At 64.7% G+C, this 21756-nt stretch carries 22 protein-coding genes; 15 read left to right on the top strand and 7 right to left on the bottom strand.

Annotation, left to right across the window (positions count from 1 at the left end; genetic code table 11):
• Positions 1-50 precede the first annotated feature (50 nt).
• Positions 51-1595 carry an alkaline phosphatase D family protein gene (locus tag ACXAG6_RS13215; RefSeq protein ID WP_475338165.1) on the bottom strand — a complete coding sequence of 515 codons (1545 nt, stop codon included), beginning with the start codon at positions 1593-1595 and terminating at the stop codon, positions 51-53.
• Between the two features lie 275 nt (positions 1596-1870).
• Between ACXAG6_RS13215 and tig the strand changes: the two genes are divergently transcribed.
• From tig to rsgA, 3 genes are all read left to right on the top strand, one after another.
• Positions 1871-3196: a trigger factor gene (gene tig, locus ACXAG6_RS13210; protein ID WP_140014252.1), complete on the top strand. Its 1326-nt coding sequence runs from the start codon at positions 1871-1873 to the stop codon at positions 3194-3196.
• A 67-nt stretch (positions 3197-3263) separates the two neighbouring features.
• Positions 3264-4202: a hypothetical protein gene (locus ACXAG6_RS13205; RefSeq protein ID WP_475338164.1), complete on the top strand. Its 939-nt coding sequence runs from the start codon at positions 3264-3266 to the stop codon at positions 4200-4202.
• 205 nt (positions 4203-4407) lie between these two features.
• Positions 4408-5361 carry a ribosome small subunit-dependent GTPase A gene (rsgA, locus tag ACXAG6_RS13200; protein ID WP_475338163.1) on the top strand — a complete coding sequence of 318 codons (954 nt, stop codon included), beginning with the start codon at positions 4408-4410 and terminating at the stop codon, positions 5359-5361.
• A 28-nt stretch (positions 5362-5389) separates the two neighbouring features.
• Here rsgA and ACXAG6_RS13195 read toward each other — a convergent pair whose 3' ends face one another.
• Together ACXAG6_RS13195 and ACXAG6_RS13190 are read right to left on the bottom strand one after the other, a co-directional pair.
• A complete protein-coding gene (locus tag ACXAG6_RS13195; protein WP_475338161.1) occupies positions 5390-7339 on the bottom strand; it encodes a bifunctional 2',3'-cyclic-nucleotide 2'-phosphodiesterase/3'-nucleotidase in 1950 nt (649 codons plus the stop codon).
• A 60-nt stretch (positions 7340-7399) separates the two neighbouring features.
• The gene (locus tag ACXAG6_RS13190; RefSeq protein ID WP_475338160.1) at positions 7400-7876 is read right to left on the bottom strand and encodes a transglycosylase SLT domain-containing protein; all 477 of its coding nucleotides are present in this window, start codon (positions 7874-7876) and stop codon (positions 7400-7402) included.
• Positions 7877-8023: 147 nt separating this feature from the next.
• Here ACXAG6_RS13190 and ACXAG6_RS13185 point away from each other — a divergent pair, with 147 nt between their 5' ends.
• On the top strand, positions 8024-8758 hold the full coding sequence (locus ACXAG6_RS13185) for a hypothetical protein (protein WP_475338158.1): 735 nt from the start codon (positions 8024-8026) through the stop codon (positions 8756-8758).
• Between the two features lie 95 nt (positions 8759-8853).
• On the opposite strand, the gene rplI is transcribed toward ACXAG6_RS13185, so the two are convergent.
• From rplI to rpsF, 3 genes are read right to left on the bottom strand one after another with little or no spacing between them, the layout of a single operon-like run.
• Positions 8854-9492: a 50S ribosomal protein L9 gene (gene rplI / locus ACXAG6_RS13180; RefSeq protein WP_475338157.1), complete on the bottom strand. Its 639-nt coding sequence runs from the start codon at positions 9490-9492 to the stop codon at positions 8854-8856.
• A gap of 12 nt (positions 9493-9504) precedes the next feature.
• Complete coding sequence (gene rpsR, locus ACXAG6_RS13175; protein ID WP_036700444.1) at positions 9505-9732, bottom strand: 30S ribosomal protein S18; 228 nt, start codon at positions 9730-9732, stop codon at positions 9505-9507.
• A gap of 28 nt (positions 9733-9760) precedes the next feature.
• Positions 9761-10114 carry a 30S ribosomal protein S6 gene (gene rpsF / locus ACXAG6_RS13170; protein WP_140014259.1) on the bottom strand — a complete coding sequence of 118 codons (354 nt, stop codon included), beginning with the start codon at positions 10112-10114 and terminating at the stop codon, positions 9761-9763.
• Between the two features lie 288 nt (positions 10115-10402).
• Between rpsF and ACXAG6_RS13165 the strand changes: the two genes are divergently transcribed.
• Entirely contained in the window at positions 10403-10945 is a 543-nt protein-coding gene (locus tag ACXAG6_RS13165) for a hypothetical protein (RefSeq protein ID WP_475338155.1), read from the top strand.
• 129 nt (positions 10946-11074) lie between these two features.
• On the top strand, positions 11075-11650 hold the full coding sequence (locus ACXAG6_RS13160) for a YceI family protein (RefSeq protein ID WP_475339062.1): 576 nt from the start codon (positions 11075-11077) through the stop codon (positions 11648-11650).
• Positions 11651-11734: 84 nt separating this feature from the next.
• Here the strand turns inward: ACXAG6_RS13160 and ACXAG6_RS13155 are convergent, their stop codons facing one another.
• Positions 11735-12979 (bottom strand): cytochrome b/b6 domain-containing protein, encoded by a 1245-nt coding sequence (locus ACXAG6_RS13155; RefSeq protein WP_475338154.1) that lies wholly within the window; start codon positions 12977-12979, stop codon positions 11735-11737.
• A 191-nt stretch (positions 12980-13170) separates the two neighbouring features.
• Here ACXAG6_RS13155 and fabD point away from each other — a divergent pair, with 191 nt between their 5' ends.
• The 9 genes from fabD (at position 13171) to ACXAG6_RS13110 (ending at position 21695) form a co-directional block, all read left to right on the top strand.
• On the top strand, positions 13171-14112 hold the full coding sequence (gene fabD, locus ACXAG6_RS13150) for an ACP S-malonyltransferase (protein WP_475338152.1): 942 nt from the start codon (positions 13171-13173) through the stop codon (positions 14110-14112).
• A 7-nt stretch (positions 14113-14119) separates the two neighbouring features.
• Entirely contained in the window at positions 14120-14857 is a 738-nt protein-coding gene (fabG, locus tag ACXAG6_RS13145) for a 3-oxoacyl-[acyl-carrier-protein] reductase (protein WP_475338150.1), read from the top strand.
• A gap of 191 nt (positions 14858-15048) precedes the next feature.
• Positions 15049-15282 (top strand): acyl carrier protein, encoded by a 234-nt coding sequence (locus tag ACXAG6_RS13140; protein ID WP_074255369.1) that lies wholly within the window; start codon positions 15049-15051, stop codon positions 15280-15282.
• Positions 15283-15482: 200 nt separating this feature from the next.
• Complete coding sequence (gene fabF, locus ACXAG6_RS13135; protein ID WP_475338149.1) at positions 15483-16772, top strand: beta-ketoacyl-ACP synthase II; 1290 nt, start codon at positions 15483-15485, stop codon at positions 16770-16772.
• Positions 16772-17929 (top strand): endolytic transglycosylase MltG, encoded by a 1158-nt coding sequence (gene mltG / locus ACXAG6_RS13130; protein ID WP_475338148.1) that lies wholly within the window; start codon positions 16772-16774, stop codon positions 17927-17929. Before fabF ends, mltG begins: the two co-directional genes overlap by 1 nt.
• A gap of 269 nt (positions 17930-18198) precedes the next feature.
• A complete protein-coding gene (locus ACXAG6_RS13125; RefSeq protein ID WP_475338147.1) occupies positions 18199-18597 on the top strand; it encodes a hypothetical protein in 399 nt (132 codons plus the stop codon).
• Positions 18521-19867: a DNA-packaging protein gene (locus ACXAG6_RS13120; RefSeq protein ID WP_140014267.1), complete on the top strand. Its 1347-nt coding sequence runs from the start codon at positions 18521-18523 to the stop codon at positions 19865-19867. Before ACXAG6_RS13125 ends, ACXAG6_RS13120 begins: the two co-directional genes overlap by 77 nt.
• A 57-nt stretch (positions 19868-19924) precedes the next feature.
• Entirely contained in the window at positions 19925-21109 is a 1185-nt protein-coding gene (locus tag ACXAG6_RS13115) for a phage portal protein (RefSeq protein ID WP_475338146.1), read from the top strand.
• Between the two features lie 16 nt (positions 21110-21125).
• Positions 21126-21695 carry an HK97 family phage prohead protease gene (locus ACXAG6_RS13110; RefSeq protein ID WP_475338144.1) on the top strand — a complete coding sequence of 190 codons (570 nt, stop codon included), beginning with the start codon at positions 21126-21128 and terminating at the stop codon, positions 21693-21695.
• The last annotated feature ends 61 nt before the right edge of the window (positions 21696-21756 follow it).

The raw sequence follows: 21756 nt of genomic DNA, 5'->3' as shown, positions 1-21756 counted from the left end.
CGGGTGGCGGGAGGGGCCTCTGGCGAGGCCGCTCCCTTGAGTTTGAGCGCTTAAACGCGCTCGGGGTCGAGCGTGGTGGCCCAGAGCTCGGTGTTCGCCCGGTCCATCAGGCGGACGGTGAGCTGCTCGGTCGCGCCGTCGATCTCGACCAGACCAAAGAATTGAAGCCCGGCGGAGGGGGGCAGGTTGACCTGCCCGGCCTCGGGCGCCTTCACGTAGCGGACCTCGGGGCCGAAGGTCATGTCGAGATCGTTGGGGCCGAAGGTGCCGGCATGGACCGGGCCGGAGACGAACTCCCAGAAGGGTGCGAAATCCTGGAACTGGGCGCGGTCGGGGCTGTAGTGGTGGGCGGCGGTGTAATGCACGTCGGCGGTGAGCCAGACGGTGTTTTTGACCTCCGCCGCCTTGATGAACCGCAGAAGATTGGCGATCTCCAGCTCACGGCCCTTGGCGGGGCCGTTATCTCCATTGGCGACCGCCTCGGCGCCGCCGCCGACAACGAGGCCGATGGGCATGTCGGAGGCGATGACCTTCCATGTGGCGCGGCTGTTGGTCAGCTCACGCTTGAGCCATGCCATTTGCTCGGCCCCGAGGATGCGGCTTTCATCCGTCAGCTCATCCTGCATGTTGTCGGTGTTCGGGCCGCGATAGCTGCGCAGGTCGAGGAAGAAGATGTCGAGCATCGGACCGTAGCTGATTTTGCGATAAACGCGGCCCGGCTCGGCGGGGGTGTAGCGGATCGGCGCCATCTCGTGGAAGGCCTGGGCCGCGCGGGCGGCGAGGACGTGGATGTTCTTTTCCGAGTAGCGCTCGTCTTCCATGATCGAGCGGGAGGAGGACCAGTTGTTGATGACCTCGTGGTCATCCCACTGGAAGAAGGTGGGCACTTCGGCGTTCATCGCCAGCACGTGTTCGTCCATCATGTTGTAGAGCCACTGGCCGCGATACTCATCGAGGGTTTCGGCGACCTTGCGCTTGGCGTCGGTGTTGACCGTGTTGCGCCAGATCACGGCGCCGCTCTCATCGGTGACTTCATCTTCCAGCGGGCCGTCAGCGTAGATGGTGTCGCCCGAGTGCAGGAAGAAATCGGGCTGGTAGGAGGCCATGGTGCTGTAGCAGGCCATGCCGTCTTCGTTGATACCCCAGCCCTGACCGGCCGTGTCGCCCGACCATGCGAATTTGACCGAGCGGCGCGAGGCGGGCGCGGTGCGGAAGCGGCCCACCAGCGGCTCGGAGGTGGCGTTGACGTCGGAAAGGTCCATCGCGGTGAAGCGGTAGAAGATGTCTTGATCGGAGGGCAGGCCCTCGACCAGCCGCTTGATCGCCATGTCGGAGCCGGGCAGGGCGTTCATCGGGGCGAGTTGACGGGCGTTGGAGAAGCTTTCGGTGGTGGCGACTTCCATCATCACCTTGGCGGGGCGGTCGGTGCGGGTCCAGATCATGCCGGACGACGCATCGACATCGCCCGACTGGACGCCGTGGGTGAAGATCGGGCGGCTCTGGGCGCGGGAGATCGCGGGCATGGCGAGGGTGGTAGCGAGGGCGGAGCCCCCGATCAGGAGGTTGCGGCGGGAAAGGGAGTGAAGCTTGGGCATATCTGTCCTCTGGCGTGTGCTGCGATGCTGGTGACTGCGCTCTGCGCGGTGCCGGGACGCTCCACCCGGGCGATGACGGGAGGGTGACCGGGAGCCTACAGTTTTTTGAAAGCCCGCCTTGTGAGCGAAACGCCGCCGGAGGCGCTTGGGCCCGGCCCGTGGCTGCTGCGGGAATGTGGTTGCATCGGCGCAATGCTGCACATACAAGGCGCCTGATTTATCACCCCCTCGGGCACCGAGGGGGTTGCGGTGCTTATACGAAGAAGGATGCAGGAATGCAGGTCACCGAGACCCTGAACGAAGGGCTGAAACGCGGCTACGAAATCACCATTCCGGCCAGTGAGCTGGATGCGAAGGTGACCGGCAAGCTCGAAGAAGCCCGCCCCGACGTCGAGATGAAAGGCTTCCGCAAGGGCAAGGTGCCGATGGCCCTCCTGAAGAAGCAGTTTGGCCCGCGCCTTTTGGGCGAAGCCATGCAGGAAACCATCGACGGCGCGATGGAAAAGCACTTTGAAGAGAGCGGCGACCGCCCGGCGCTTCAGCCTGAAGTGAAAATGACCAATGAAGACTGGAAAGAGGGCGACGATGTTGTCGTTTCCATGTCTTATGAAGCGCTGCCCGAGATCCCCGATGTGGACCTCAAGGGCGTGAAGCTGGAGAAGCTCGTGGTCAAGGCCGATGAGGCCGCCGTGACCGAGGCGCTGGAAGGGCTGGCCGAGCAGGCCAAGTCGTTTGAGACCAAGAAGGGCGCGGCCAAGGACGGCGATCAGGTGCTGATGGACTTCCTCGGCAAGGTTGACGGCGAGGCCTTTGAGGGTGGCGCGGCAGAAGACTTTCCGCTGACGCTCGGCTCGGGCCAGTTCATCCCCGGCTTTGAAGAGCAGTTGGTGGGTGTAAAGGCTGGCGACGAGAAGAACGTGGAAGTGTCCTTCCCAGAGGAGTACCAGGCCGAGCATCTGGCCGGTAAGGCCGCCGTGTTTGAGTGCAAGATCAAGGAAGTGAAGAAGCCTGCCAAGGCCAAGCTTGACGACGATCTGGCCAAGCAGTTCGGCGCTGAGGATATGGAAGCCCTGAAGGGCCAGATCAGCGAGCGGCTGGAAGCGGAATACGCCGGGGCCTCGCGCGCGGTGATGAAGCGCACGCTGCTGGACGAACTGGACAAGCTGGTGGACTTCGAGCTGCCGCCGACCCTGCTGGAGGCCGAGGCCGGGCAGATTGCGCATCAGCTGTGGCACGAGGAAAACCCCGAGGTTGAGGGCCACGATCACCCCGAGATCGAGACCACCGAAGAGCACAAGACCCTCGCCGCCCGCCGGGTGCGCCTTGGCCTGCTGCTCGCCGAGATGGGCCGCAAGAACGAGATCGAAGTGTCTGACGCCGAGATGACTCAGGCGATCATGGCGCAGGCGCGTCAGTATCCCGGTCAGGAGCGCGAGTTCTTCGAGTTCGTGAAGAACAACGCGCAGGTACAGCAGCAGATGCGTGCGCCGATCTTCGAAGACAAGGTTGTGGATTACATCTTTGAGCTGGCTGAGGTTTCCGAGAAGGAAGTTTCGAAGGACGAGCTGAAGGATGCGGTGGACAAGCTCGAAGACGAGTGAGCTTTGCCGGATTGATCTAGCGAAGGGCCGCCCGTTTGGGTGGCCCTTTTGCGTTGGAGGGAGCTGGATGGATTTTTTTGAGGCGTTGACGGGGTTTGCGGAGCGCGGGCCGGAGGAGGTGCGCGAAAAGCTGGTGGTGGAGGATGGCCACCTGCGCTCGGTGGTGAACGGGCGGGTGATGCGACCCGGGGTGTTGGAACTGGTGACCTCGGCCGATTTGGGGCCGGTGCCGGAGCGCGGGCGTAGCCGGTTTGCCCAAGTGGTCGGGGATGCGCAGGCGCTGCATCTGGCCCATCCGGGTGCGCTGTTTCAGGTGGCCTCGCAGTTCAACCTGTTGGAGATGGTGGGGCCAGATGTGAGCCCGGCGGATGGGATCACCCGCTATCAGTGGGACCGCACGCAGGGGCCGGCCTGTGCGATGGCCTGTGCCGCCGGGACGATCTGGCGGAACTACTTTGTGGAGCATAGTGGGCATGTCGGCCAATGCGAGCGGCAGATTGACTGCTTGGAACCGCTGGGGCGGGCGCTTGGCAATGAGGATGGGGCGCTTTGGGAGATGCGCAACGGCTACGCGCTGCCACGCCCGGGCGGGCTGGAGGCCGTGGAAGAGCGGCTGCGGGGGCAGTTTAATGCATTTCGCGGGCGGCTGCAGGTTGGCTTGCAGCGCGATACGGAGGTGACGCTGGAGCGCGGCGGGCATGATGTGCACCAGGTCTATTGCTCGGCTCTGCCGGTGGCCTATGGCGGGGCGGGCGCGTGGCAGCTGTTTGCGCGGCTGGTGCTGGAAGAGGCCTATGAGATCACGCTGGGGCTGGCGGCGCGGCTGGAGGTGCCGGTGTTCTTGACGCTGCTTGGCGGCGGGGCCTTTGGCAATGAAACATGGTGGATCACCGAAGCGATGCGGCGGGCGTTTGGGCTTTATCGCAATGCGGGGCTGGATGTGACCGTGGTCAGCTATGGCGCGCCGAACCGCGAGGTTACGGCGCTGCTGGAAGAGTTCGGCTGAGGTTGAAGCACTGGCGCGAGGGGCGCGGGAGCGCTAAACCGAAGTATCCGGCCCGATTGGGGCGCGGAGGGCGGGGAGTGGGCCGATTACACGCGACTATTCGCAGTTTCTGACGCCGCCAACAGGGGCGGGCAAGACGCCGGGCTCGGCGCTACAGGGCCTCGGGTGGCGCAACTTCTTTGCCCAGCAGACCGATGCCGATGAGATGGCGGAGACGCCGCCGGTGCGGGTGACGCAGGTGCATCGCAATGGGCTGCATGTGGTGGGAGATGGCATCGACGAGCTGCTGCCGCCGGGGCCGGACGCGACGGTGGGCGACTGGCTGATGCTGAACCGCGAGGCCCCGGCGCAGAGCCGGGTGTTGGAGCGGACCAGCCTGATCAAGCGGCGGGCGGCGGGGCTGGAGCGGCAGGTACAGATGATTGCGGCCAATCTCGACACGGCCTTTATCGTCACCTCCTGCAATCAGGATTTCAACATCGCGCGGCTGGAACGCTACATCGCGCTAGCGATGGAGGCGGAGGTGGACCCGGTGATCGTGCTGACCAAGCCCGATATTGCGGATGATCCGGAGCGCTTTGCCGAGGAGGCGCGGAGGATTTCTGACCGGGTGCCGGTGGTGGTGGTGAACGCCAAGGGCGAGGCTGTGGCGGAGGCGCTGGCGGCGTGGTGCAGGCCGGGGCAGACGGTGGCCTTCATGGGCTCGTCGGGGGTGGGGAAATCGACCCTGACCAACGCGCTTTCACAGGGCGCGGCGGTGGAGACCCAGGCGATTCGCGAGGATGACGCCAAGGGGCGGCACACGACCACGCGGCGGCAGCTGCATTTCGTGCCCGGCGGTTGCGCAGTGCTCGACACGCCGGGGATGCGCGAGTTGCAGATGACGGATGCGGAGACGGGGATTGGCGACCTGTTCTCAGACCTGCGCGACCTGGGCGAGGCCTGCAAGTTTCGCGATTGCGCCCATGAGACGGAGCCGGGCTGCGCGGTGCTGGCGGCGCTTGAGCGCGGCGAGATTGACGCGGCGCGGATCAAACGGTGGAAGAAGCTGGTGGCGGAAGAGCGGTTTAACTCCGAGAGCCTTTCGGAGCGGCGGATGCGCGACAAGAGCTTTGGCAAGATGGTGCGCAAAGTGGTGAAGAACAGCCGCAAGAAGTAGCGCCCCGCCGAGACGGGGCGCTGCTGGCTTAGAGGGTGATGCGGAAGGCGGCGAAACCGTCTGCGCCTTCTCCGGCGGGCTCTATCTGCACGCCTTTCACCGAGGCCGCGTAATCCGCCGCCTTGGGGCCGGTCTCGAAGAGCACGGTGGTGTTTTCGAGCGGTGCGAAGGTCCAATTGGCATCGGCGGCGGGGGCGATCTCTCCCTTGTCGACGATGTAGCGGACGATCACGTCGCGGTTGGTGTCGGGGCCTTCGAAGATGATGGTGGAGCCATCGGCACCGGGGAAGCTGCCGCCGCCGGAGGCGCGGTAGTTGTTGGTGGCGACGACGAATTTTTGTGCCGGATCAATGGGCTGGCCGTTGAACTGGAGGTTCTTGATGCGGTTGGCATCGGGGTTTTCCAGCTCGCCCTTGGGGCCGTATTTCGACGGCTCGGAGAGGTCGATCTGGTAGGTGACGCCATCCATGATGTCGAAGTTGTAGCTCGGGAAATCGGGGTTGAGCAGGGTGGCGTCCTGCGCGCCGGGTTCGATCTGGTTGAACATGCCTGCGGAGCGTTCGAGCCAGTCTTTCACCGTTGCACCGTCGATCAGCACGGCGCGGACGGTGTTGGGGTAGAGGTAGAGGTCGGCCACGTTCTTGATGGCGACGGCGCCGGGGGCGACATCGGTGTAATACTCCGGCCCGCCCCGGCCACCGGCCTTGAAAGGGGCGGCGGCGGAGAGGATGGGCAGGCCCTCCCATTCGGTGCCCTGCATCATCTGCTCGATGTACCAGGTTTGGGCATTGCTCACGATCTGGACCGAGGGGTCATCGGCCACCAGCGCGAAGTAGCTGTGGAGCGGCACGGCGGTGGTGCCGACGGCGCGGCGGACATATGCGAGCGTGGCTTCGTGGTCGGCTTTGACGGCTTCGAGCACGGCAGGGTCATCCTCAACCAGCGGTGTGATTGAGCGGTCTTCCTCGCGCTTGGAGATGGGCCGGGCCTCGGAGCTGTGGCCGGTGACGCGCCAGCCGGAGCCGTCGCGCTCCAGCATCAGGTCGATCAGGCCGAGGTGGCTGCCCCAGAAGCCGGCCATGGCGGCGGGTTTGCCGTGGATGGTGCCGGCCTCGGCGTCGACGGCGGCAAAATCGGCGTAGGTGGAGGAGGGGAAGACGAGGTGGCTGTGGCCGGTGAGGATAGCGTCGATGCCCTCGACGGCGGCCAGCGGCACGGAGGCGTTTTCCATCATGTCGGCCTCATCCGCCGAGCCGATGCCGGAGTGGGAGAGGGCGATGACGATATCTGCGCCCTTTTCCTTCATCTCGGGGACGAGGGCGCGGGCGGTGGCGACGATATCCTTGGCTTCGACGTTGCCTTCGAGGTGCTTGCGATCCCAGTTCATGACCTGGGGCGGGACGAAGCCGATGATGCCAATCTTGATCGGGTGGGCCTCGCCTGCGCCATCGGTGAGCTCGCGCTCGAGGATGACGTAGGGCTCCAGCAGAGTTTCGGAGCTGCCGGGCTTGGTGATGTTGGCGCAGACGACCGGAAAGCCGGAGCCTGCGAGGGCCTTGGTGAGAAACTCAAGCCCGTAGTTGAACTCGTGGTTGCCGAGGGTGGAGGCCTCGATGCCGACGGTGTTCATGGCGGTGATGACGGGGTGGCTATCACCCTCCTTCATACCGCGCTCGTAGGCGATGTAATCGCCCATCGGGTTGCCTTGCAGGAAGTCGCCATTGTCGAGCAGGAGGGAGTTGGTGGCCTCGGCGCGGATCTCGTTGACGATGGAGGCGGTGCGCGACAGGCCAACGGTATCGACCTCGCGGTCGGCGTAATAGTCGTAGGGGTAGACGTGCACGTGCAGGTCGGTGGTTTCCATCAGGCGGAGGTGGGCCTGACCGGCAGCAGCACGGAGCGAGAAGGGGTGGAGGGCAATGAGGCCCCCGGCGGCGGTTGAGGCGAGGAAGCTACGGCGCGAGAGATTGAGGGGCATGGGGGCGTCTCCTTGTTGAGCGTTGCCGCCGGTTTGGCGCGGCGTTGTAACGGGGGTGTGTCAGCTGCGCAGGCCTGTTTCGTAGAGCAGGCCGAGGCGCTTGGCCTCGTAGTAGTATCCGCGGGCATACCAGCCGATCGCCTCGTCGATATCGCCTCCGGACACGATCCATGCGCCTTTCAGATACTTCCCGGCGTATTTGAGATTGGTCTCGGCATCGAGCAGGTCGGAGGGGGCGCTCCGAAAGCCCATGGTACGGGCGGTCTGGGGCAGAACCTGCATGAGGCCATAGTAGGGGCCGTTGCGGGCGCGGGGATTGTGGGTGCTTTCGCGGATGCAGACTCGGTGGATCAGCTCGCGGGGGATGTCGTGGATCTCGGCGTATTTGTTGATCAGCGCGCGCAGCTCGGGGGTTTCTTGCGGGTAGAGCGGCGGGTTGAAACTGTCACGCGAGGTGTCTGGCTCTTGGTCCGAACTGCCACAAGCGGCGAGCGGGAGGGCGGCGATTAGGGCGAGGGCTGTGCGGCGAGTCGTCATGGTGCAAGGTTGGCACCGGGGCGGCGGCTTGGCGAGGGGTGCTGATGTGACAGGGGGGAAATTTGCCGAGGTGGGAGCGCGGTTGCCCAACTAATGCCCCAATTCAAATGCTGGGATGGCCCAAAGAACGACTCGTAGGGGCAGAGCATGGGCATGGCGCAACACGGCACGGTTGAAGCATTTTTCGAGGCGGCACCGGCGGATAGTGGCGCCTGCCTTTCGGAATGGCTGGCTGCCCAATCCCAGGAAGTCTGGGCCCATGTGATCCGAGGACTGGAGCGCCAAGGCGGAACGCCGGAGGCGCGGGCGCTGGAGTGGATGGTGGGCCGCAGGGAACTCGACCGCTCCAATGCGGTGCGGCTGTTCTGGAGCCTGTTCAACGCAGAGGTCTGGATGGGCACGCGCGAGGATGAGCGGCTGGCAGCGGTAATGGCACGGCTGGTGGAGCGCTTTGAGGCGGGGTTTTACACGGTTCAGGCGCTGGAAGTGACGCGGGCGGAGGCCTTTTGTTTTCGACACAGGCTGCGCCGGGTGGTGCGGCGGGCGCGGTTTGAGGGGTGGGATGAGGGCGGTGCGCTGTTTGTCATCCCCAATGCCTTCGTGCGGCCGATGCCGGGCTTGCCGGTGGGCGAAGCGCCGGGACTACATCCCTCGCGCAGCCTCGCGGGTGAGGCGCGCCGGGCGGCGGAAGGGCTGGGCGCCGGGTTGATGGTGGCCGGGCGCGGCGTGATGGCGGCGCGGCGACGGGAGGCCTTGCGGGGCTGGTGCAAGCTGAGGGTGCTACAGGGCGCTGCGCTGGCGGGGTTGGTTGTTGCGGGGGCCGGAAGCTGGGCGTTTTTGAACCATGACATGCGGATGATGCTGGCGATGGTCGGTTATTGACCGCGGTCAATTATTTCCGAGGCAGTGACACCCCCTAGAAACGAAAAAGGCCGCCCCGGATGGAGCGGCCTTTTCTGTTCTCTAGCCTGTGGGTCTCAGGCGTTTTCTTCGTCGTCCCCGGCGGTGTCTTCAACCGCTTCGGCAGCGGGGGAAGGCTCGTCGCCAAAGTCTTCGTTGGCGGCTTGGCCGATGTCGTCGAAGAGTTCGGAGATTTCGAACTCGGCAGCGGCTTCTTCCTCGGCGGCGAGATCCTGAATGGATTTGCCGGAGGCCTGAAGCTCGGCCTCTTCGTTGGAACGGGCCACGTTGAGCGAGATGGTGGCTTCGACCTCAGGGTGCAGCTGAATGTGCACGTCGTGCAGGCCCAGCTCCTTGATCGGTGCAGCGAGCGCGATCTGGCGCTTGTCGACCGAGAAGCCCTCGGCGGTTGCAGCATCGGCGGCGTCACGGGGGGTGACGGAGCCGTAGAGCGAACCGGCGTCGGAGGCCTGACGAATCACGATGAAGGTCTGGCCGTCGAGCTTGGCGGCGAGGCTGTCGGCCTCTTTCTTGGTTTCGAGGTTGCGGGCCTCAAGCTGTGCCTTCTCGGTTTCGAAACGAGCAATGTTGTCGTCGTTGGCACGCAGCGCTTTGCCCTGCGGGAGCAGGTAGTTGCGGGCGTAGCCTTCTTTGACGTTCACCACTTCGCCCATTTGGCCGAGCTTGGCGACGCGTTCGAGCAGGATGATTTCCATGGATATCTCTCCTTACTTAACGGCGTAGGGCAGCAGGGCGAGGAAGCGGGCGCGCTTGATGGCGCGAGCGAGTTCACGCTGCTTCTTGGCCGAGACTGCGGTGATGCGGGAGGGCACGATCTTGCCACGCTCAGAAATGTAGCGCTGGAGCAGACGGGTGTCCTTGTAGTCGATGGCGGGCGCGTTCTCACCGGAGAACGGGCAGACCTTGCGACGGCGGAAAAACGGTTTGGTAGCCATAGCTTACTGTCCTTTTCTCAGGTTTCGATCAACGGCGCTCGCGGCGCGGTTCGCGCTCGTCGCGCTTTTGCATCTGCACGGAGGGGCCTTCGGCGTGCTCGTCGACCTTGATGGTCAGAACGCGCATCACATCGTCATGCAGGCGCATCAGGCGCTCCATTTCCTGCACGGCGGGCGCGGGGGCCTCGGTGCGCAGGAAGGCGTAGTGCCCCTTGCGGTTCTTGTTGATCTTGTAGGCCATGGTCTTCACGCCCCAGTACTCGTGTTCGACGACCTTGCCGCCATTGTCACCGAGAACGGAGGAGAAATGTTCGATCAGGCCCTCGGCCTGGGCGCCGGACAGATCCTGGCGCGAAATGAAAACATGCTCGTAGAGCGGCATGCGGCAGTTCCTTTTGTTTCGAGCGGGCTTCAAAGCCTGGGCGAGGTCTCTTCGCGGCCCCGGCACGAGTGGCTCCGCTGTGAATAAGTTTGCGAAGAGATGCGGCCTTATACGCGAGGCGGCGCGTGATGCAACCCCGGCTGGGCGCAGGGGGCTGTTGCTCAAAGGACTCGCGTGGAAACGAAGCCGGGGGCGCGCGTTCATTTTGCCTTAAATCCGGCAGGTTAGGCGGCAAGATGGGCGCGAGAGCAGAGCTGACGACACAATAAGCGAGAGGATAATCTGGCGATGGCGTCTATTGAAATGCACAAGAACGATGTTCGGGCTGCCTTGCAGTCTGCGGTGACCGGATTGCGCACCACCGAGCGCGCGGGCGGCTATGTGCTGTCGGAAGACGGTGAGATTGTGGCTTCGCGGGTGATGGGGCGGCTGATCGGTGTCAGCTTCATTCTGGCAGGGCTGGGCTTGCTGGCTTTGCCGGTGGTTGCAGGGGCGATTGGCAAGGCGATTGTGGGTGTGGCTCTGGTTGCGGGCGGCGGCTTTTTGGCCACCCGTTCGGGCAAGACACCGAGGGGCGAGCTTGAGGTGGACCTTGAGAAGGGCCTGCTGCGCAAGCGTGAGCTGACCACGGATGGCGGCACCCGGCTTGTGGCGCAGTGGAGCTTTGACGAGATCTCGGGGCTCGATCTGGACAGTGAGGCCGGGCGGGGCGTGCTGATTTTGGAGACGGGCAAGCGGCGCGGCACCGTGCTGCGTGGCGCGCCGGATGCGCTGCGGCATGCCGCCCAACGGATTGGGGCTGACCTGCTGCGGAGCCGGGCCGAGGGCTGACAGGCTTTGATCACGCGCACATGATGCGCGATTTACAACAGGTCTTGTGCGGTGGTGCGCGTTGCATTCTGCAGCGCGGCGTCTGATGTCTCGGGGGAACACCCATTTACCCGAGAGGACCACAACGTGTTGAAATCCCACTTCCTTGGCGCTGCAATCGCCATTGTCGCCACCCCGGTTTTTGCTGAAGCAGAGAAATACGCGCTGGACGCAAGCCACAGCCAGATCGTTTTCAGCTACGATCACTTCGGCTTTTCCACCACCACCTCGATGTTCTCCGGCTTTGACGGTGAGATCATGTGGGACAAGGAAGACCCGGCAGCCTCCAGCGTGACCGTGACCTTCCCCGAAGCCAGCCTCATCACCGGCTGGGATGAGCGCACGCAGCACCTGATGGGCGGCGACTTCTTTGGGGCCGATGAGGGGGAAGATGTGAGCTTTGCCTCCACCTCGATCGAAGTGACCGGCGATGACACAGCGCTGATCACCGGCGATCTGACGATCAACGGCGTGACCAAGGAAGTGGTGCTGGATGCCAAGCTGAACGGTCAGACCGACAGCCACCCGATGGCCGGTGTGCCTTGGGCCGGTTTCAGCGCAACCACCACGCTGACCCGCAGCGATTTCAACCTCGGTGCCTTCGCGCCGATGGTGAGCGACGAGGTTGCGGTGGAGATTTCGGTGGAAGCCGGCAAGGCCGAGTAAGCCTGCGCACGCGTTTGAAAAGAGAGGGCCGCCGGGGTGATCCGGCGGCCCTTTTTTGTTTCTGGTGAGGGTGTGCGACGCGCCTTACCGGGTGGCGGTGATCTCGATGGAGATCTCGACCGGAAAGGCGAGGGAGCCTTCGTCTGTCATGCTGTCACCGATGTGGAAGGTGCGGCGGTCGACGGTGGTGGTGCCCGATGCGGTGGCTGTGTTGCCGTCGATGGTGAGGGTGAAGGGGAGCGGCACCTCGGCGCTGTGGCCCTTGATCGAGAGCGTGCCGTCAAGGCGCAGGTTGCCGTTTTCGTCTGCGATGATCGGGCCGCTGTAGGTGGCCGTGGGGTGCTGGGCGCTGTCGAAGTAATCCGGACCTTGGGCCTGCGCCGCGACGGACCCGAGGGCGAGTGTGGCGATGTTTATCTCGACGGAGGCCTCGCCCTTGGTGGGGCCGGTGGCGTCGGGGTCGTAGCTGATGGTGGCTGTGAACTCGGGGAAGGTGCCGCTGACGGCTTGGCCCATTTGCTGTATGGTCAGGCCGATTGTGCCGCTTTCGACCGTCCAGACCGGGGCTTCACCGGTAGGCTCGGTGGATTGAGCCGTTTGAGCAGGTGCCTCGGCGCTTTCGGTGGCCTCGGCGAATGTTTCCGTGGTGGCGGCGGCCTCTTCGCCCGCGATGAAGGGGAAGGCGAGGGCGATCGCCAAGGCGCCGGTGGCGATGAGCGCGGGGGCGGGGCCGTGGCCTTTGCTGGCGGGCGGTGTTGGCGGTGTTTTCTTGGTGAACCACATGCGGGACATGATGCCGTCCCGATCTATCAGCGCGTGCTTCAGCGCGCCTGCAACGTGGAGACCGACCGCGCCGAGGATGACCCAGGTGAGGGCGACATGCATATGGGCGAAGGCCACTGCGAGACCGACGTCTTTGGGAATGAACGGCAGGCCCTGGCCAAAGGGCCACAAGATGGGGGCGTAGCCGGTGGAGGCGGCGTGTTCGATCCAGCCGGTGACAGGCAGGGCGATGATGGAGCCGTAGAGCACCCAGTGAACCACCTCTGCGGCGAGGCTCTCCACCCGGTTTTCGCCGTTGAGCAGGCGGGGGTGGGTTTGGGTGAGGGCCCAAATCACACGCAGGATGGCGACGGCGAAGAGGATCACGCCGAGGGTTTTGTGCAGCGAGAACAGGAGCCACTTGGTGTCGAAGGCGGCTTGGGTATCATAGGGCCACCAATTGGCGAACCATCCGAGCGGCCAGAGGGTGAGAATGAGCAGCACGGTGAGCCAGTGAAAGGACTTGGCGACAGTGCCATAGCGGGTTTGGGTATTGGCGAGCGACATGAAAAACTCCGGTTGTTGGGCGCAAGATACCCTTGTGCGCAACCGGGAAGTAGTGGGAGCATGCGCGTATGACTTGTGCAAATACTCACCGAATAAATCGCAGGCATGGGACGTAAGCCCTCTGGCGCGGGGCGCACTTGTGGCACCATGCGCGACACGCTAGGACGGGCAGCAACTTACAGGAGGGGGCCATGAGAGCATTCGTATTTCCCGGGCAGGGGGCTCAGGTGATTGGGATGGGCAAGGCGCTGGCCGATGCCTATCCGGAAGCGGCGGCAGTTTTTGAAGAGGTCGATGAGGCGCTCGGAGAGAAGCTGAGTGCGCTTATCTGGGAGGGCGAAGCGGAAGAGCTGACGCTGACGGCCAATGCCCAGCCTGCGCTGATGGCAACCTCGATTGCGGCGATGCGTGCGCTGGAGGCTGAAGGCGTGGAGGTGACGGTGGCCAAATTCGTGGCCGGTCACTCCTTGGGCGAATATTCGGCGCTCTGCGCGGCGGGCACCCTGAGCCTTGCCGATACCGCGCGGCTGCTGCGCAAGCGTGGCGCGGCGATGCAGGCGGCGGTTCCGGTGGGGGAAGGCGCGATGGCTGCGATCCTCGGGCTGGACTTTGACGCGGTGGAAGCTGTGGCAAAGGATGCCAGTGAGAACGGCGTTTGCCAGGCGGCGAATGATAACGACCCCTCGCAGGTGGTGATTTCGGGCAGCAAGCATTGCGTGGAAGCGGCCTGCGACATTGCCAAAGAGCGCGGCGCAAAGCGGGCGATGCTGCTGCCGGTTTCGGCACCGTTCCACAGCGAGCTGATGGGGCCTGCGGCCGAGGTGATGGCGGTGGCGCTTTCTCAGGTGGATATGAAGAACCCCAAGGTACCGCTGGTGACCAATGTGCTGGCCCATGCCACGAGCAACCCCACCACGATCCGCTCGCTTTTGGTGGAGCAGGTCACCGGACGGGTGCGCTGGCGGGAATCTGTGCAGTTCATGGCCCATGAGGGCGTGACGGAGATCTGGGAGATCGGGGCGGGCAAGGCGCTGAGCGGCATGATCCGCCGGATCGACAAAGAGGTGGCGACCCGTGCGGTGGGCTCGCCTGACGATGTAAAGGCGGCCGTAGCGTCGCTGAACGAGGAGTGAGCGAGAGATGTTTGATCTGACGGGCAAATGCGCCCTTGTTACGGGCGCGAGCGGCGGGATTGGCGGCGAAATTGCCAAGGCGCTGCATGGCGCGGGCGCGACCGTGGGGCTGAGCGGCACCCGCGAGGAGCCGCTGAAGGCGCTGGCCGCCGAGTTGGGCGAGCGCGCCCATGTGCTGCCCTGCAACCTTGGCGATGCAGATGCGGTCAACGCCCTGCCCAAGCAGGCAATCGAGGCGATGGGCAGCCTGGATATTCTGGTCAACAACGCCGGTGTGACCCGCGACAACATCTTTATGCGGATGAGCGAAGAGGAATGGGCGCAGGTGATCGAGGTGAACCTCACCGCGGCCTTCCGGCTCTGCAAGGGCGTGCTGCGCGGCATGATGAAGAGCCGCTGGGGGCGTATCATCAACGTGTCTTCGGTGGTGGGCGTTACGGGCAACCCGGGGCAGGCCAATTACGCCGCCTCCAAGGCCGGGCTTGTGGGGATGAGCAAGAGCTTGGCCTATGAGGTTGCCAGCCGGAACATCACCGTGAACTGCATCGCGCCGGGGTTCATCACCACCGCGATGACAGACAAGCTGAACGACGATCAGAAGGAGGGGATCATGAAGCAGATCCCCGCCGGTCGGATGGGCGATGCTGGCGAGATCGCCGCTGCCGCCCTATATCTGGCGAGTGACGAGGCCGGATACACCACCGGAACCACCTTGCACGTCAATGGCGGCATGGCCATGATCTGACGGCGAAGGGCCTGGTTTGGCCCCTCGCGAAAGCGTTTGCGTCCGTCTGAGAACATGCTATAGGCGGCGCACATTTCGAGCGGTCTGTCGAGAATGACAGGTCAGCAGGCAGGGCCCGGCGGCACGAGAGAGCCAATGGGGCAAGGGACACGGACGGGGCGGAAGCTCCTGGAAACAGACGGAGAATTTTCATGAGCGATATCGCTGATCGGGTCAAAAAGATTGTGGTGGAACACCTCAGCGTCGAAGAGTCGAAAGTGACCGAGAACGCCTCGTTCATCGACGACCTGGGCGCCGACAGCCTCGACACTGTCGAGCTGGTCATGGCCTTCGAAGAAGAGTTCGGCATCGAGATTCCGGACGACGCAGCCGAGACCATCCAGACCTTCGGCGATGCGGTGAAGTTCATTTCCGAAGCTGCCTGAAGCCTCGGAAACCGCATAGACGGATTTTTGAAAGCGGCGCCCTTCGGGGCGCCGTTTTTGCGTTTGTCGCGGTAACGCGAGGTTTGGGGCTGGCCTTGGCAAATACCTGTGATGAGGGCGGTTTGCCGCGCGGCGGCATGGATCGTGCCTTGCCGCGCCAGTGCAAATCCGTGTATTTGGAGCACCAGAAAAGAGCTTGAATGGGGGCCGAGCAGATGGCTGACAGCACGCGGCGTGTCGTGATTACCGGGTTGGGGATGGTTACTCCGCTAGCCTGTGGTGTGGAAGAGACGTGGAGCCGGATTTTGGCGGGCAAGTCGGGGGCGGGCACGATCACCCGGTTTGACGCCTCGCATCTGGCCACCACCTATGCCTGCGAGATCCCTATGGGCGATGGCTCGGATGGCAGCTTCAACGCTGACGACTGGATGGCGCCGAAGGACCGCCGGAAGGTGGATGATTTCATCCTCTACGGCGTTGCAGCCGCGATTCAGGCGGTTGAGGATGCAGGCTGGACGCCCGAGGACGAAGAGAGCCTGCTGCGCACTGGCGTGATGATCGGCTCCGGCATTGGCGGGCTGAACTCGATTGCCGATACCGCCGTGCTCATCAAGGAGCGCGGGCCGCGGCGGGTGAGCCCGTTCTTCATTCCGGGCGCGCTGATCAACTTGGTGAGCGGGCAGGTGAGCATCAAATACGGGTTCAAGGGGCCGAACCACGCGGTTGTGACGGCCTGCTCCACGGGCGCACATGCGATTGGCGATGCCGCGCGGCTGATTCAGTGGGGCGATGCCGATGTGATGGTGGCGGGCGGCACGGAATCGCCGATCAGCGAGATCGGGATTGCCGGCTTCAACGCCTGCAAGGCGCTTTCCACCAAGCGGGGCGACAGCCCGGAGACGGCCAGCCGCCCCTATGACGAAGACCGCGACGGCTTTGTCATGGGCGAGGGTGCTGGCATCGTTGTGCTGGAGGAATACGAGCACGCCAAGGCGCGGGGCGCGAAGATTTATGCCGAGGTGATCGGCTATGGCCTCTCGGGCGATGCCTATCACATCACCGCGCCGAGCGAGGATGGCGAGGGTGGCTATCGGGCGATGGAAGCGGCGATCAACCGGGCCGGGATCAGCCCGGCGGAGATTGACTACATCAACGCGCATGGCACCTCGACCATGGCCGACACCATTGAACTTGGCGCGGTGGAGCGGATGATGGGCGATGCTGCGAGCAAGGCGACCATGTCGTCGACCAAATCCGCGATTGGCCACCTGCTGGGAGCGGCGGGCTCGGTGGAGGCGATCTTTGCGACGCTGGCGATCCGCGATCAGGTGGCGCCGCCGACGATCAACCTCGACAACCCTGCGGTGACGCCCAAGCTGAACCTCGCGGCCAATGCCAAGCATGAGCGCGAAATCGACGTGGCGCTCTCTAACAGCTTTGGTTTTGGCGGCACAAACGCCTGCCTTATCCTGCGGAAAGTTAACGACTGATGTGGCGTTCATTGGCCTCCAATGGCCTGACAATCATCATCGTGTTGATGATCGGTCTCGCCGTGGGCGTGACTTGGGCTCAGAAGCAATACACCGGCCCCGGCCCGTTGGCGGAGGCGATCTGTTTGCAGGTCCGGCCCGGCTCGAACATGGGCGCTGTCAGTGACGAGCTTGTGGAGCGCGGCGCTGTCAGCAATGGCATGATCTTTCGGATGGGCGCGGAATATACCGACCGGACGCAACTGCTGAAGGCGGGCTCTTTCCTCGTGCCCGAGGCCTCCTCGATGCGGGAGATCGTCGAGAGCATCACCACGGCCGGGCGCAGCACCTGCGGGACCGAGGTGAACTATCGGATTGGCGTGTTGCGGGCCGAGCTGGTGATGCGCGAGCTGGACCCGGCCACGCAGGAATACGTTGATGTGGCCAAGTACAACCCCGCCGAAGAGGAAGCCCCTGCCGAATACGTAGAGGGCAGCGCTGGCGCTGATGTGCGGTTTCGGGTGACGCTGGCCGAGGGGGTGACGAGCTGGCAGGTGGTTGAGAGCCTGAAGGTTTGGGGCTTCATGGAGGGCGAAACCGAAGTGCCCGCCGAGGGCAGCCTTGCGCCAGACAGCTACGAAGTGCGGCGGGGGGCTGACATGGCCGCGCTGATCGAGCGGATGCAGACGGCGCAGCAGTCGATCCTTGCCGAGGCGTGGGCGGAGCGGGCGGAGGGCTTGCCCTATGACAGCCCGGAAGAGGCGCTGATCATGGCTTCGATCGTCGAGAAGGAGACCGGCGTTTCGGAGGAGCGGGGGCAGGTTGCCAGCGTTTTCGTCAACCGGCTTGAGCGGGGCATGAAACTGCAGACCGACCCGACGGTGATTTATGGTGTGACGCAGGGCCGGGGCGCGTTGGGCCGGGGCCTACGGCAGAGCGAGCTGCGGGCGCGGACGGATTACAACACCTATGTGATTGACGGGTTGCCGCCGACACCGATTGCAAACCCGGGCCGGGCGAGCATTGAGGCGGCGCTGAACCCGGATACCACGCCCTACATCTTTTTTGTGGCTGATGGCACCGGTGGCCACGCCTTTGCCGAGACGCTGGAAGAGCACAATGAGAACGTCGCCCGCTGGCGCGAGATTGAGGCGGAGCGGGCCGAGGGCAACAATTAGCACCGGCTGCCGAGGCCCTCTGAGGCACGCGGAAATAAGTATATAGCGAGAGGTCCGGCGGTTGCCGGGCCCTCTAGCCCCGAGGGGATGGTTAAGAAACCCCTAACGAAACAACCGCTTAGCCCGCGCAACTCGCCGAATTGGCTTGACTCTGCGAACGGTCTCCTCTATAGGTTGTGACACGATGAGAGAGGTGGGCGCGGCAACCCTTGTGGGGGTGGGCCGCTTTTTTATTGCCGGTTACGCAGGACACCGGCCTCTAGCGAGACATGACCATGGATGATCGACCCGACCGCGAGGGCGGGGCCGCAGGCGGCATGCTTCCTGCGGCGGAGCAGCTTTTGGCCGACGGCGCGGGGGCGCTGGTGGCGAGCATCGCGCGCAAGGGCGGAGGCACGTCACGGCGCGCCAGAGGCGGGCTGGCGGAGATCCGTCAGCTTCGCCGGGTGCTTCTGGCGGCCTATCAGGAGAGAGAACTTGTTGAGGAACACCAGACCCGAGGCGGCGGCAGCCGCGCCATCGGGCGATCCGGCAATGGAGCGCCCGATGGAGACAAGCCAGACGGCGTGCTCGACCTCGACGCCGCAAGGGATGAGATCGGGCGCCGCTTGGCTCGCCTCCGCGCCGCAGGCGATGCAGGAGAGCTTTCTGGAGAGCCTGAGCCCTGAGGCGCTGGCGGCCCTGCCGTGGCTCTTTGAGTTTTGGGCGTTGCCACATCAGCTTCCGCCAGAGGGCGACTGGCGAGCGTGGGTGATCCTCGGTGGTCGCGGGGCTGGCAAGACGCGGGCGGGCGCGGAGTGGGTGCGCGCGCAGGTGGAGGGCTCTGGGCCGTTTGACGAGGGGCGATGCCGCCGGATGGCGCTGGTGGGCGAGACCATCGACCAGGCCCGCGAGGTGATGGTGTTTGGCGAGAGCGGCATTTTGGCCTGCTCGCCCCCTGACCGGCGCCCCGAGTGGAAAGCGGGGCGAAAGCAGTTGGAGTGGCCCAACGGCGCGGTGGCGCAGCTTTTCTCGGCCCATGATCCGGAGGCGCTGCGGGGGCCGCAGTTTGACGGGGCATGGGTGGATGAGCTGGCGAAGTGGAAGAAGGCGCAGGAGGCGTGGGATATGCTCCAGTTTGGCTTGAGGCTCGGTGACAGCCCCCGGATGTGCGTGACGACCACCCCGCGCAAGCAGGCGTTGCTGCGAGACCTGCTGGAGCGCCAAAGCACGGTTGTGACCCGTGCGGGCACGGAAGCGAACCGAGCCTGGCTTGCCCCGGCCTTCCTTGAAGAAGTCAGAGCGCGATACGGCGGCACCCGGCTGGGCCGGCAGGAGCTGGATGGCGTGATGCTGGATGACGTTGAGGGCGCGCTGTGGCGGCATGAGGCGCTGGAGGCGGCACGGCTGGGCGAGGTGCCCGAACTTGACCGGATCGTGGTGGCGGTGGACCCGCCGGTGACCGGTCATAAGGGATCGGACGCCTGCGGAATTATCGTGGCCGGGCTGGAAGCGGCTGGCTCGGAGCCCAAGGACTGGCGGGCGGTGGTGCTGGAGGATGCCTCGGTGCAGGCCGCTTCGCCGCTGGACTGGGCTGGTGCCGCGCTGAGGGCCGCCGAACGCTATGGCGCGGACAGGGTGGTGGCCGAGGTGAACCAGGGCGGCGACCTTGTTGAAACACTGATGCGGCAGATTGATCCGACGGTGGCCTTCCGCGCGGTGCGGGCCTCGCGCGGGAAGGCGGCGCGGGCCGAGCCGGTGGCGGCGCTTTATGAGCAGGGGCGGGTGCGGCATGTTGCCGGGCTGACAGAGCTGGAAGATGAAATGGGCCGGATGACGGCGCAGGGCTATCAGGGCAGTGGCTCGCCGGACCGGGTGGACGCGCTTGTTTGGGCGCTGACCGAGCTGATCCTAGACCCGGCGGCCACATGGCGGCGGCCGAAGATGCGGAGCCTCTAGGCGGGGCGGATGGTGGGCAGATTGCCCACCCTACGGACAATCGAAAAGGAGAGACGGATGGTCTTCGACTTCCTCAAGCGGGAGCCGGGCGGTAGCGCTGTGCCCGAGCAAAAGGCATCGGCGACCGGCCCGGTGATTGCCTACCACGGCGCAGGCCGGGTGGCGTGGAGCCCGCGTGACACGGTTTCGCTCACTAAGACGGGGTTCACCGGCAATCCGGTGGGGTTCAGGGCGGTGAAGCTGATTGCCGAGGCGGCCACGGCGGTGCCACTCATCTGCCAGGACGCGGAGCGGCGTTATGAGACGCATCCGGTGGCCGACCTGCTGCGGCGGCCCAACCCGGCGCAGGGGCGGGCGGAACTGCTGGAGGCACTTTACGGGCAGCTGCTTCTCTCGGGCAATGGCTATGTGGAGGCGGTGGCGGGCGACGCCGGGCTGCCGGTGGAACTGCATGTGCTGCGCAGTGACCGGATGAGCGTGGTGCCCGGCAGCGATGGGTGGCCGGTGGCCTATGAATACGCGGTGGCCGGGCGGAAACATCGCTTTGATGTAAGCGGAGAGGCGAAGCCGGTTTGCCATATCAAGGCGTTCCATCCGCAGGATGACCATTATGGCCTTTCGCCGCTCAAGGCCGCCGCCAATGCGCTGGATGTGCACAACGCGGCTTCGAAATGGTCCAAGGGGTTGCTCGACAATGCGGCGCGGCCTTCGGGGGCGATTGTCTATCGCGGGGCGGATGGCAGCGGGCAACTCAGCGGCGACCAATACGACCGGTTGATTGACGAGATGGCCGCGCACCATCAGGGCGCGGCCAATGCGGGCCGCCCGATGTTGCTGGAAGGCGGGCTGGACTGGAAGCCGATGGGCTTCTCGCCCTCGGATATGGAGTTTCAGAAGACCAAGGAGGCGGCGGCGCGGGAGATCGCGACGGCGTTTGGAGTGCCGCCGATGATGCTCGGGATCCCCGGCGAGGCGACCTATGCCAATTACCAGGAGGCCAACCGCGCCTTTTATCGGCTCACCGTGCTGCCGCTGGTGGCAAAGGTGGCCGGTGCGCTGGGGGATTGGCTCTCGGGCCTTGCGAATGAGGCGGTCGATCTGAAGCCGGATCTCGACGGGGTGCCTGCACTGGCCGCAGAGCGCGAGGCGCAGTGGCGGCGGGTGAGCGATGCGGCGTTTCTGACAGCGGCGGAAAAGCGGGCCCTGCTTGGGCTTCCGCCGGTGGAGGCGGGCGATGAGTAACGGAGAAAGGCAAGTGATGGCAAAGGATCACGGGCCGCAGTTGGAGCACAAGTTTTGTGCGCCGGAGGCCAAACTGGCGGTGGACGACAGCTTTGAGATTGCGGGCTATGCCTCGCTTTTCGGCGCTGCGGATCAGGGCGGGGATGTGGTGGTGGCGGGAGCCTATGGGCGCTCGCTGAAGGCGCTTGCCGCCAAGGGCCAGGCGGTCAAGATGTTGTGGCAACACGACCCTTGCGAGCCGATCGGGATTTGGGACGAGGTGCGCGAGGACCGGCGGGGCCTTTATGTAAAGGGCCGCCTGCTGAAGGACGTGGCGCGCGCGCGAGAGGCTGCGGCGCTTATCAATGCGGGGGCCATCGATGGGCTCTCCATTGGCTATCGCACCAAGCGGGCGGAAAAGGACACGCAGGGGCGCAGGCTGCTGCATGATCTGGAGCTTTGGGAGGTGTCGCTTGTGACCTTTCCGATGCTTCGCGAGGCGCGGCTTTCGGGGGCCAAGGGCGAAGAGTTCACGCCCGAGGCTGACGAAGGCTGGCAAAAGCTGGCGGAGGCGCTCCGCGCGGCTCGCCGGGCGCTGGCGGGCTGAGGCCGGCCTGAACCTTCGGAGGCCGCAGGGCTTCCGACCAATCTCAAGAAAGGAAGGGTTG

Source organism: Vannielia sp. ABF1_015 (assembly GCF_056160745.1).
The sequence above is the reverse complement of the archived record's forward strand: the minus strand, read 5'-3'. Positions and strand labels throughout refer to the sequence as shown.

Excerpts from the sequence above, each read along its gene's own strand:
- rplI (WP_475338157.1), bottom strand. The coding sequence starts at position 9,492 with ATGGAAATCATCCTGCTCGAACGCGTCGCCAAGCTCGGCCAAATGGGC.
- fabD (WP_475338152.1), top strand. The coding sequence starts at position 13,171 with ATGAGAGCATTCGTATTTCCCGGGCAGGGGGCTCAGGTGATTGGGATG.
- ACXAG6_RS13120 (WP_140014267.1), top strand. The coding sequence starts at position 18,521 with ATGAGATCGGGCGCCGCTTGGCTCGCCTCCGCGCCGCAGGCGATGCAG.
- mltG (WP_475338148.1), top strand. The coding sequence starts at position 16,772 with ATGTGGCGTTCATTGGCCTCCAATGGCCTGACAATCATCATCGTGTTG.
- rpsR (WP_036700444.1), bottom strand. The coding sequence starts at position 9,732 with ATGGCTACCAAACCGTTTTTCCGCCGTCGCAAGGTCTGCCCGTTCTCC.
- ACXAG6_RS13190 (WP_475338160.1), bottom strand. The coding sequence starts at position 7,876 with ATGACGACTCGCCGCACAGCCCTCGCCCTAATCGCCGCCCTCCCGCTC.
- tig (WP_140014252.1), top strand. The coding sequence starts at position 1,871 with ATGCAGGTCACCGAGACCCTGAACGAAGGGCTGAAACGCGGCTACGAA.
- fabF (WP_475338149.1), top strand. The coding sequence starts at position 15,483 with ATGGGGGCCGAGCAGATGGCTGACAGCACGCGGCGTGTCGTGATTACC.
- rpsF (WP_140014259.1), bottom strand. The coding sequence starts at position 10,114 with ATGCCGCTCTACGAGCATGTTTTCATTTCGCGCCAGGATCTGTCCGGC.
- ACXAG6_RS13110 (WP_475338144.1), top strand. The coding sequence starts at position 21,126 with ATGGCAAAGGATCACGGGCCGCAGTTGGAGCACAAGTTTTGTGCGCCG.
- rsgA (WP_475338163.1), top strand. The coding sequence starts at position 4,408 with ATGGCGGAGACGCCGCCGGTGCGGGTGACGCAGGTGCATCGCAATGGG.
- ACXAG6_RS13205 (WP_475338164.1), top strand. The coding sequence starts at position 3,264 with ATGGATTTTTTTGAGGCGTTGACGGGGTTTGCGGAGCGCGGGCCGGAG.
- ACXAG6_RS13125 (WP_475338147.1), top strand. The coding sequence starts at position 18,199 with ATGACCATGGATGATCGACCCGACCGCGAGGGCGGGGCCGCAGGCGGC.
- fabG (WP_475338150.1), top strand. The coding sequence starts at position 14,120 with ATGTTTGATCTGACGGGCAAATGCGCCCTTGTTACGGGCGCGAGCGGC.
- ACXAG6_RS13165 (WP_475338155.1), top strand. The coding sequence starts at position 10,403 with ATGGCGTCTATTGAAATGCACAAGAACGATGTTCGGGCTGCCTTGCAG.
- ACXAG6_RS13195 (WP_475338161.1), bottom strand. The coding sequence starts at position 7,339 with ATGCCCCTCAATCTCTCGCGCCGTAGCTTCCTCGCCTCAACCGCCGCC.
- ACXAG6_RS13185 (WP_475338158.1), top strand. The coding sequence starts at position 8,024 with ATGGGCATGGCGCAACACGGCACGGTTGAAGCATTTTTCGAGGCGGCA.
- ACXAG6_RS13140 (WP_074255369.1), top strand. The coding sequence starts at position 15,049 with ATGAGCGATATCGCTGATCGGGTCAAAAAGATTGTGGTGGAACACCTC.
- ACXAG6_RS13215 (WP_475338165.1), bottom strand. The coding sequence starts at position 1,595 with ATGCCCAAGCTTCACTCCCTTTCCCGCCGCAACCTCCTGATCGGGGGC.
- ACXAG6_RS13115 (WP_475338146.1), top strand. The coding sequence starts at position 19,925 with ATGGTCTTCGACTTCCTCAAGCGGGAGCCGGGCGGTAGCGCTGTGCCC.
- ACXAG6_RS13155 (WP_475338154.1), bottom strand. The coding sequence starts at position 12,979 with ATGTCGCTCGCCAATACCCAAACCCGCTATGGCACTGTCGCCAAGTCC.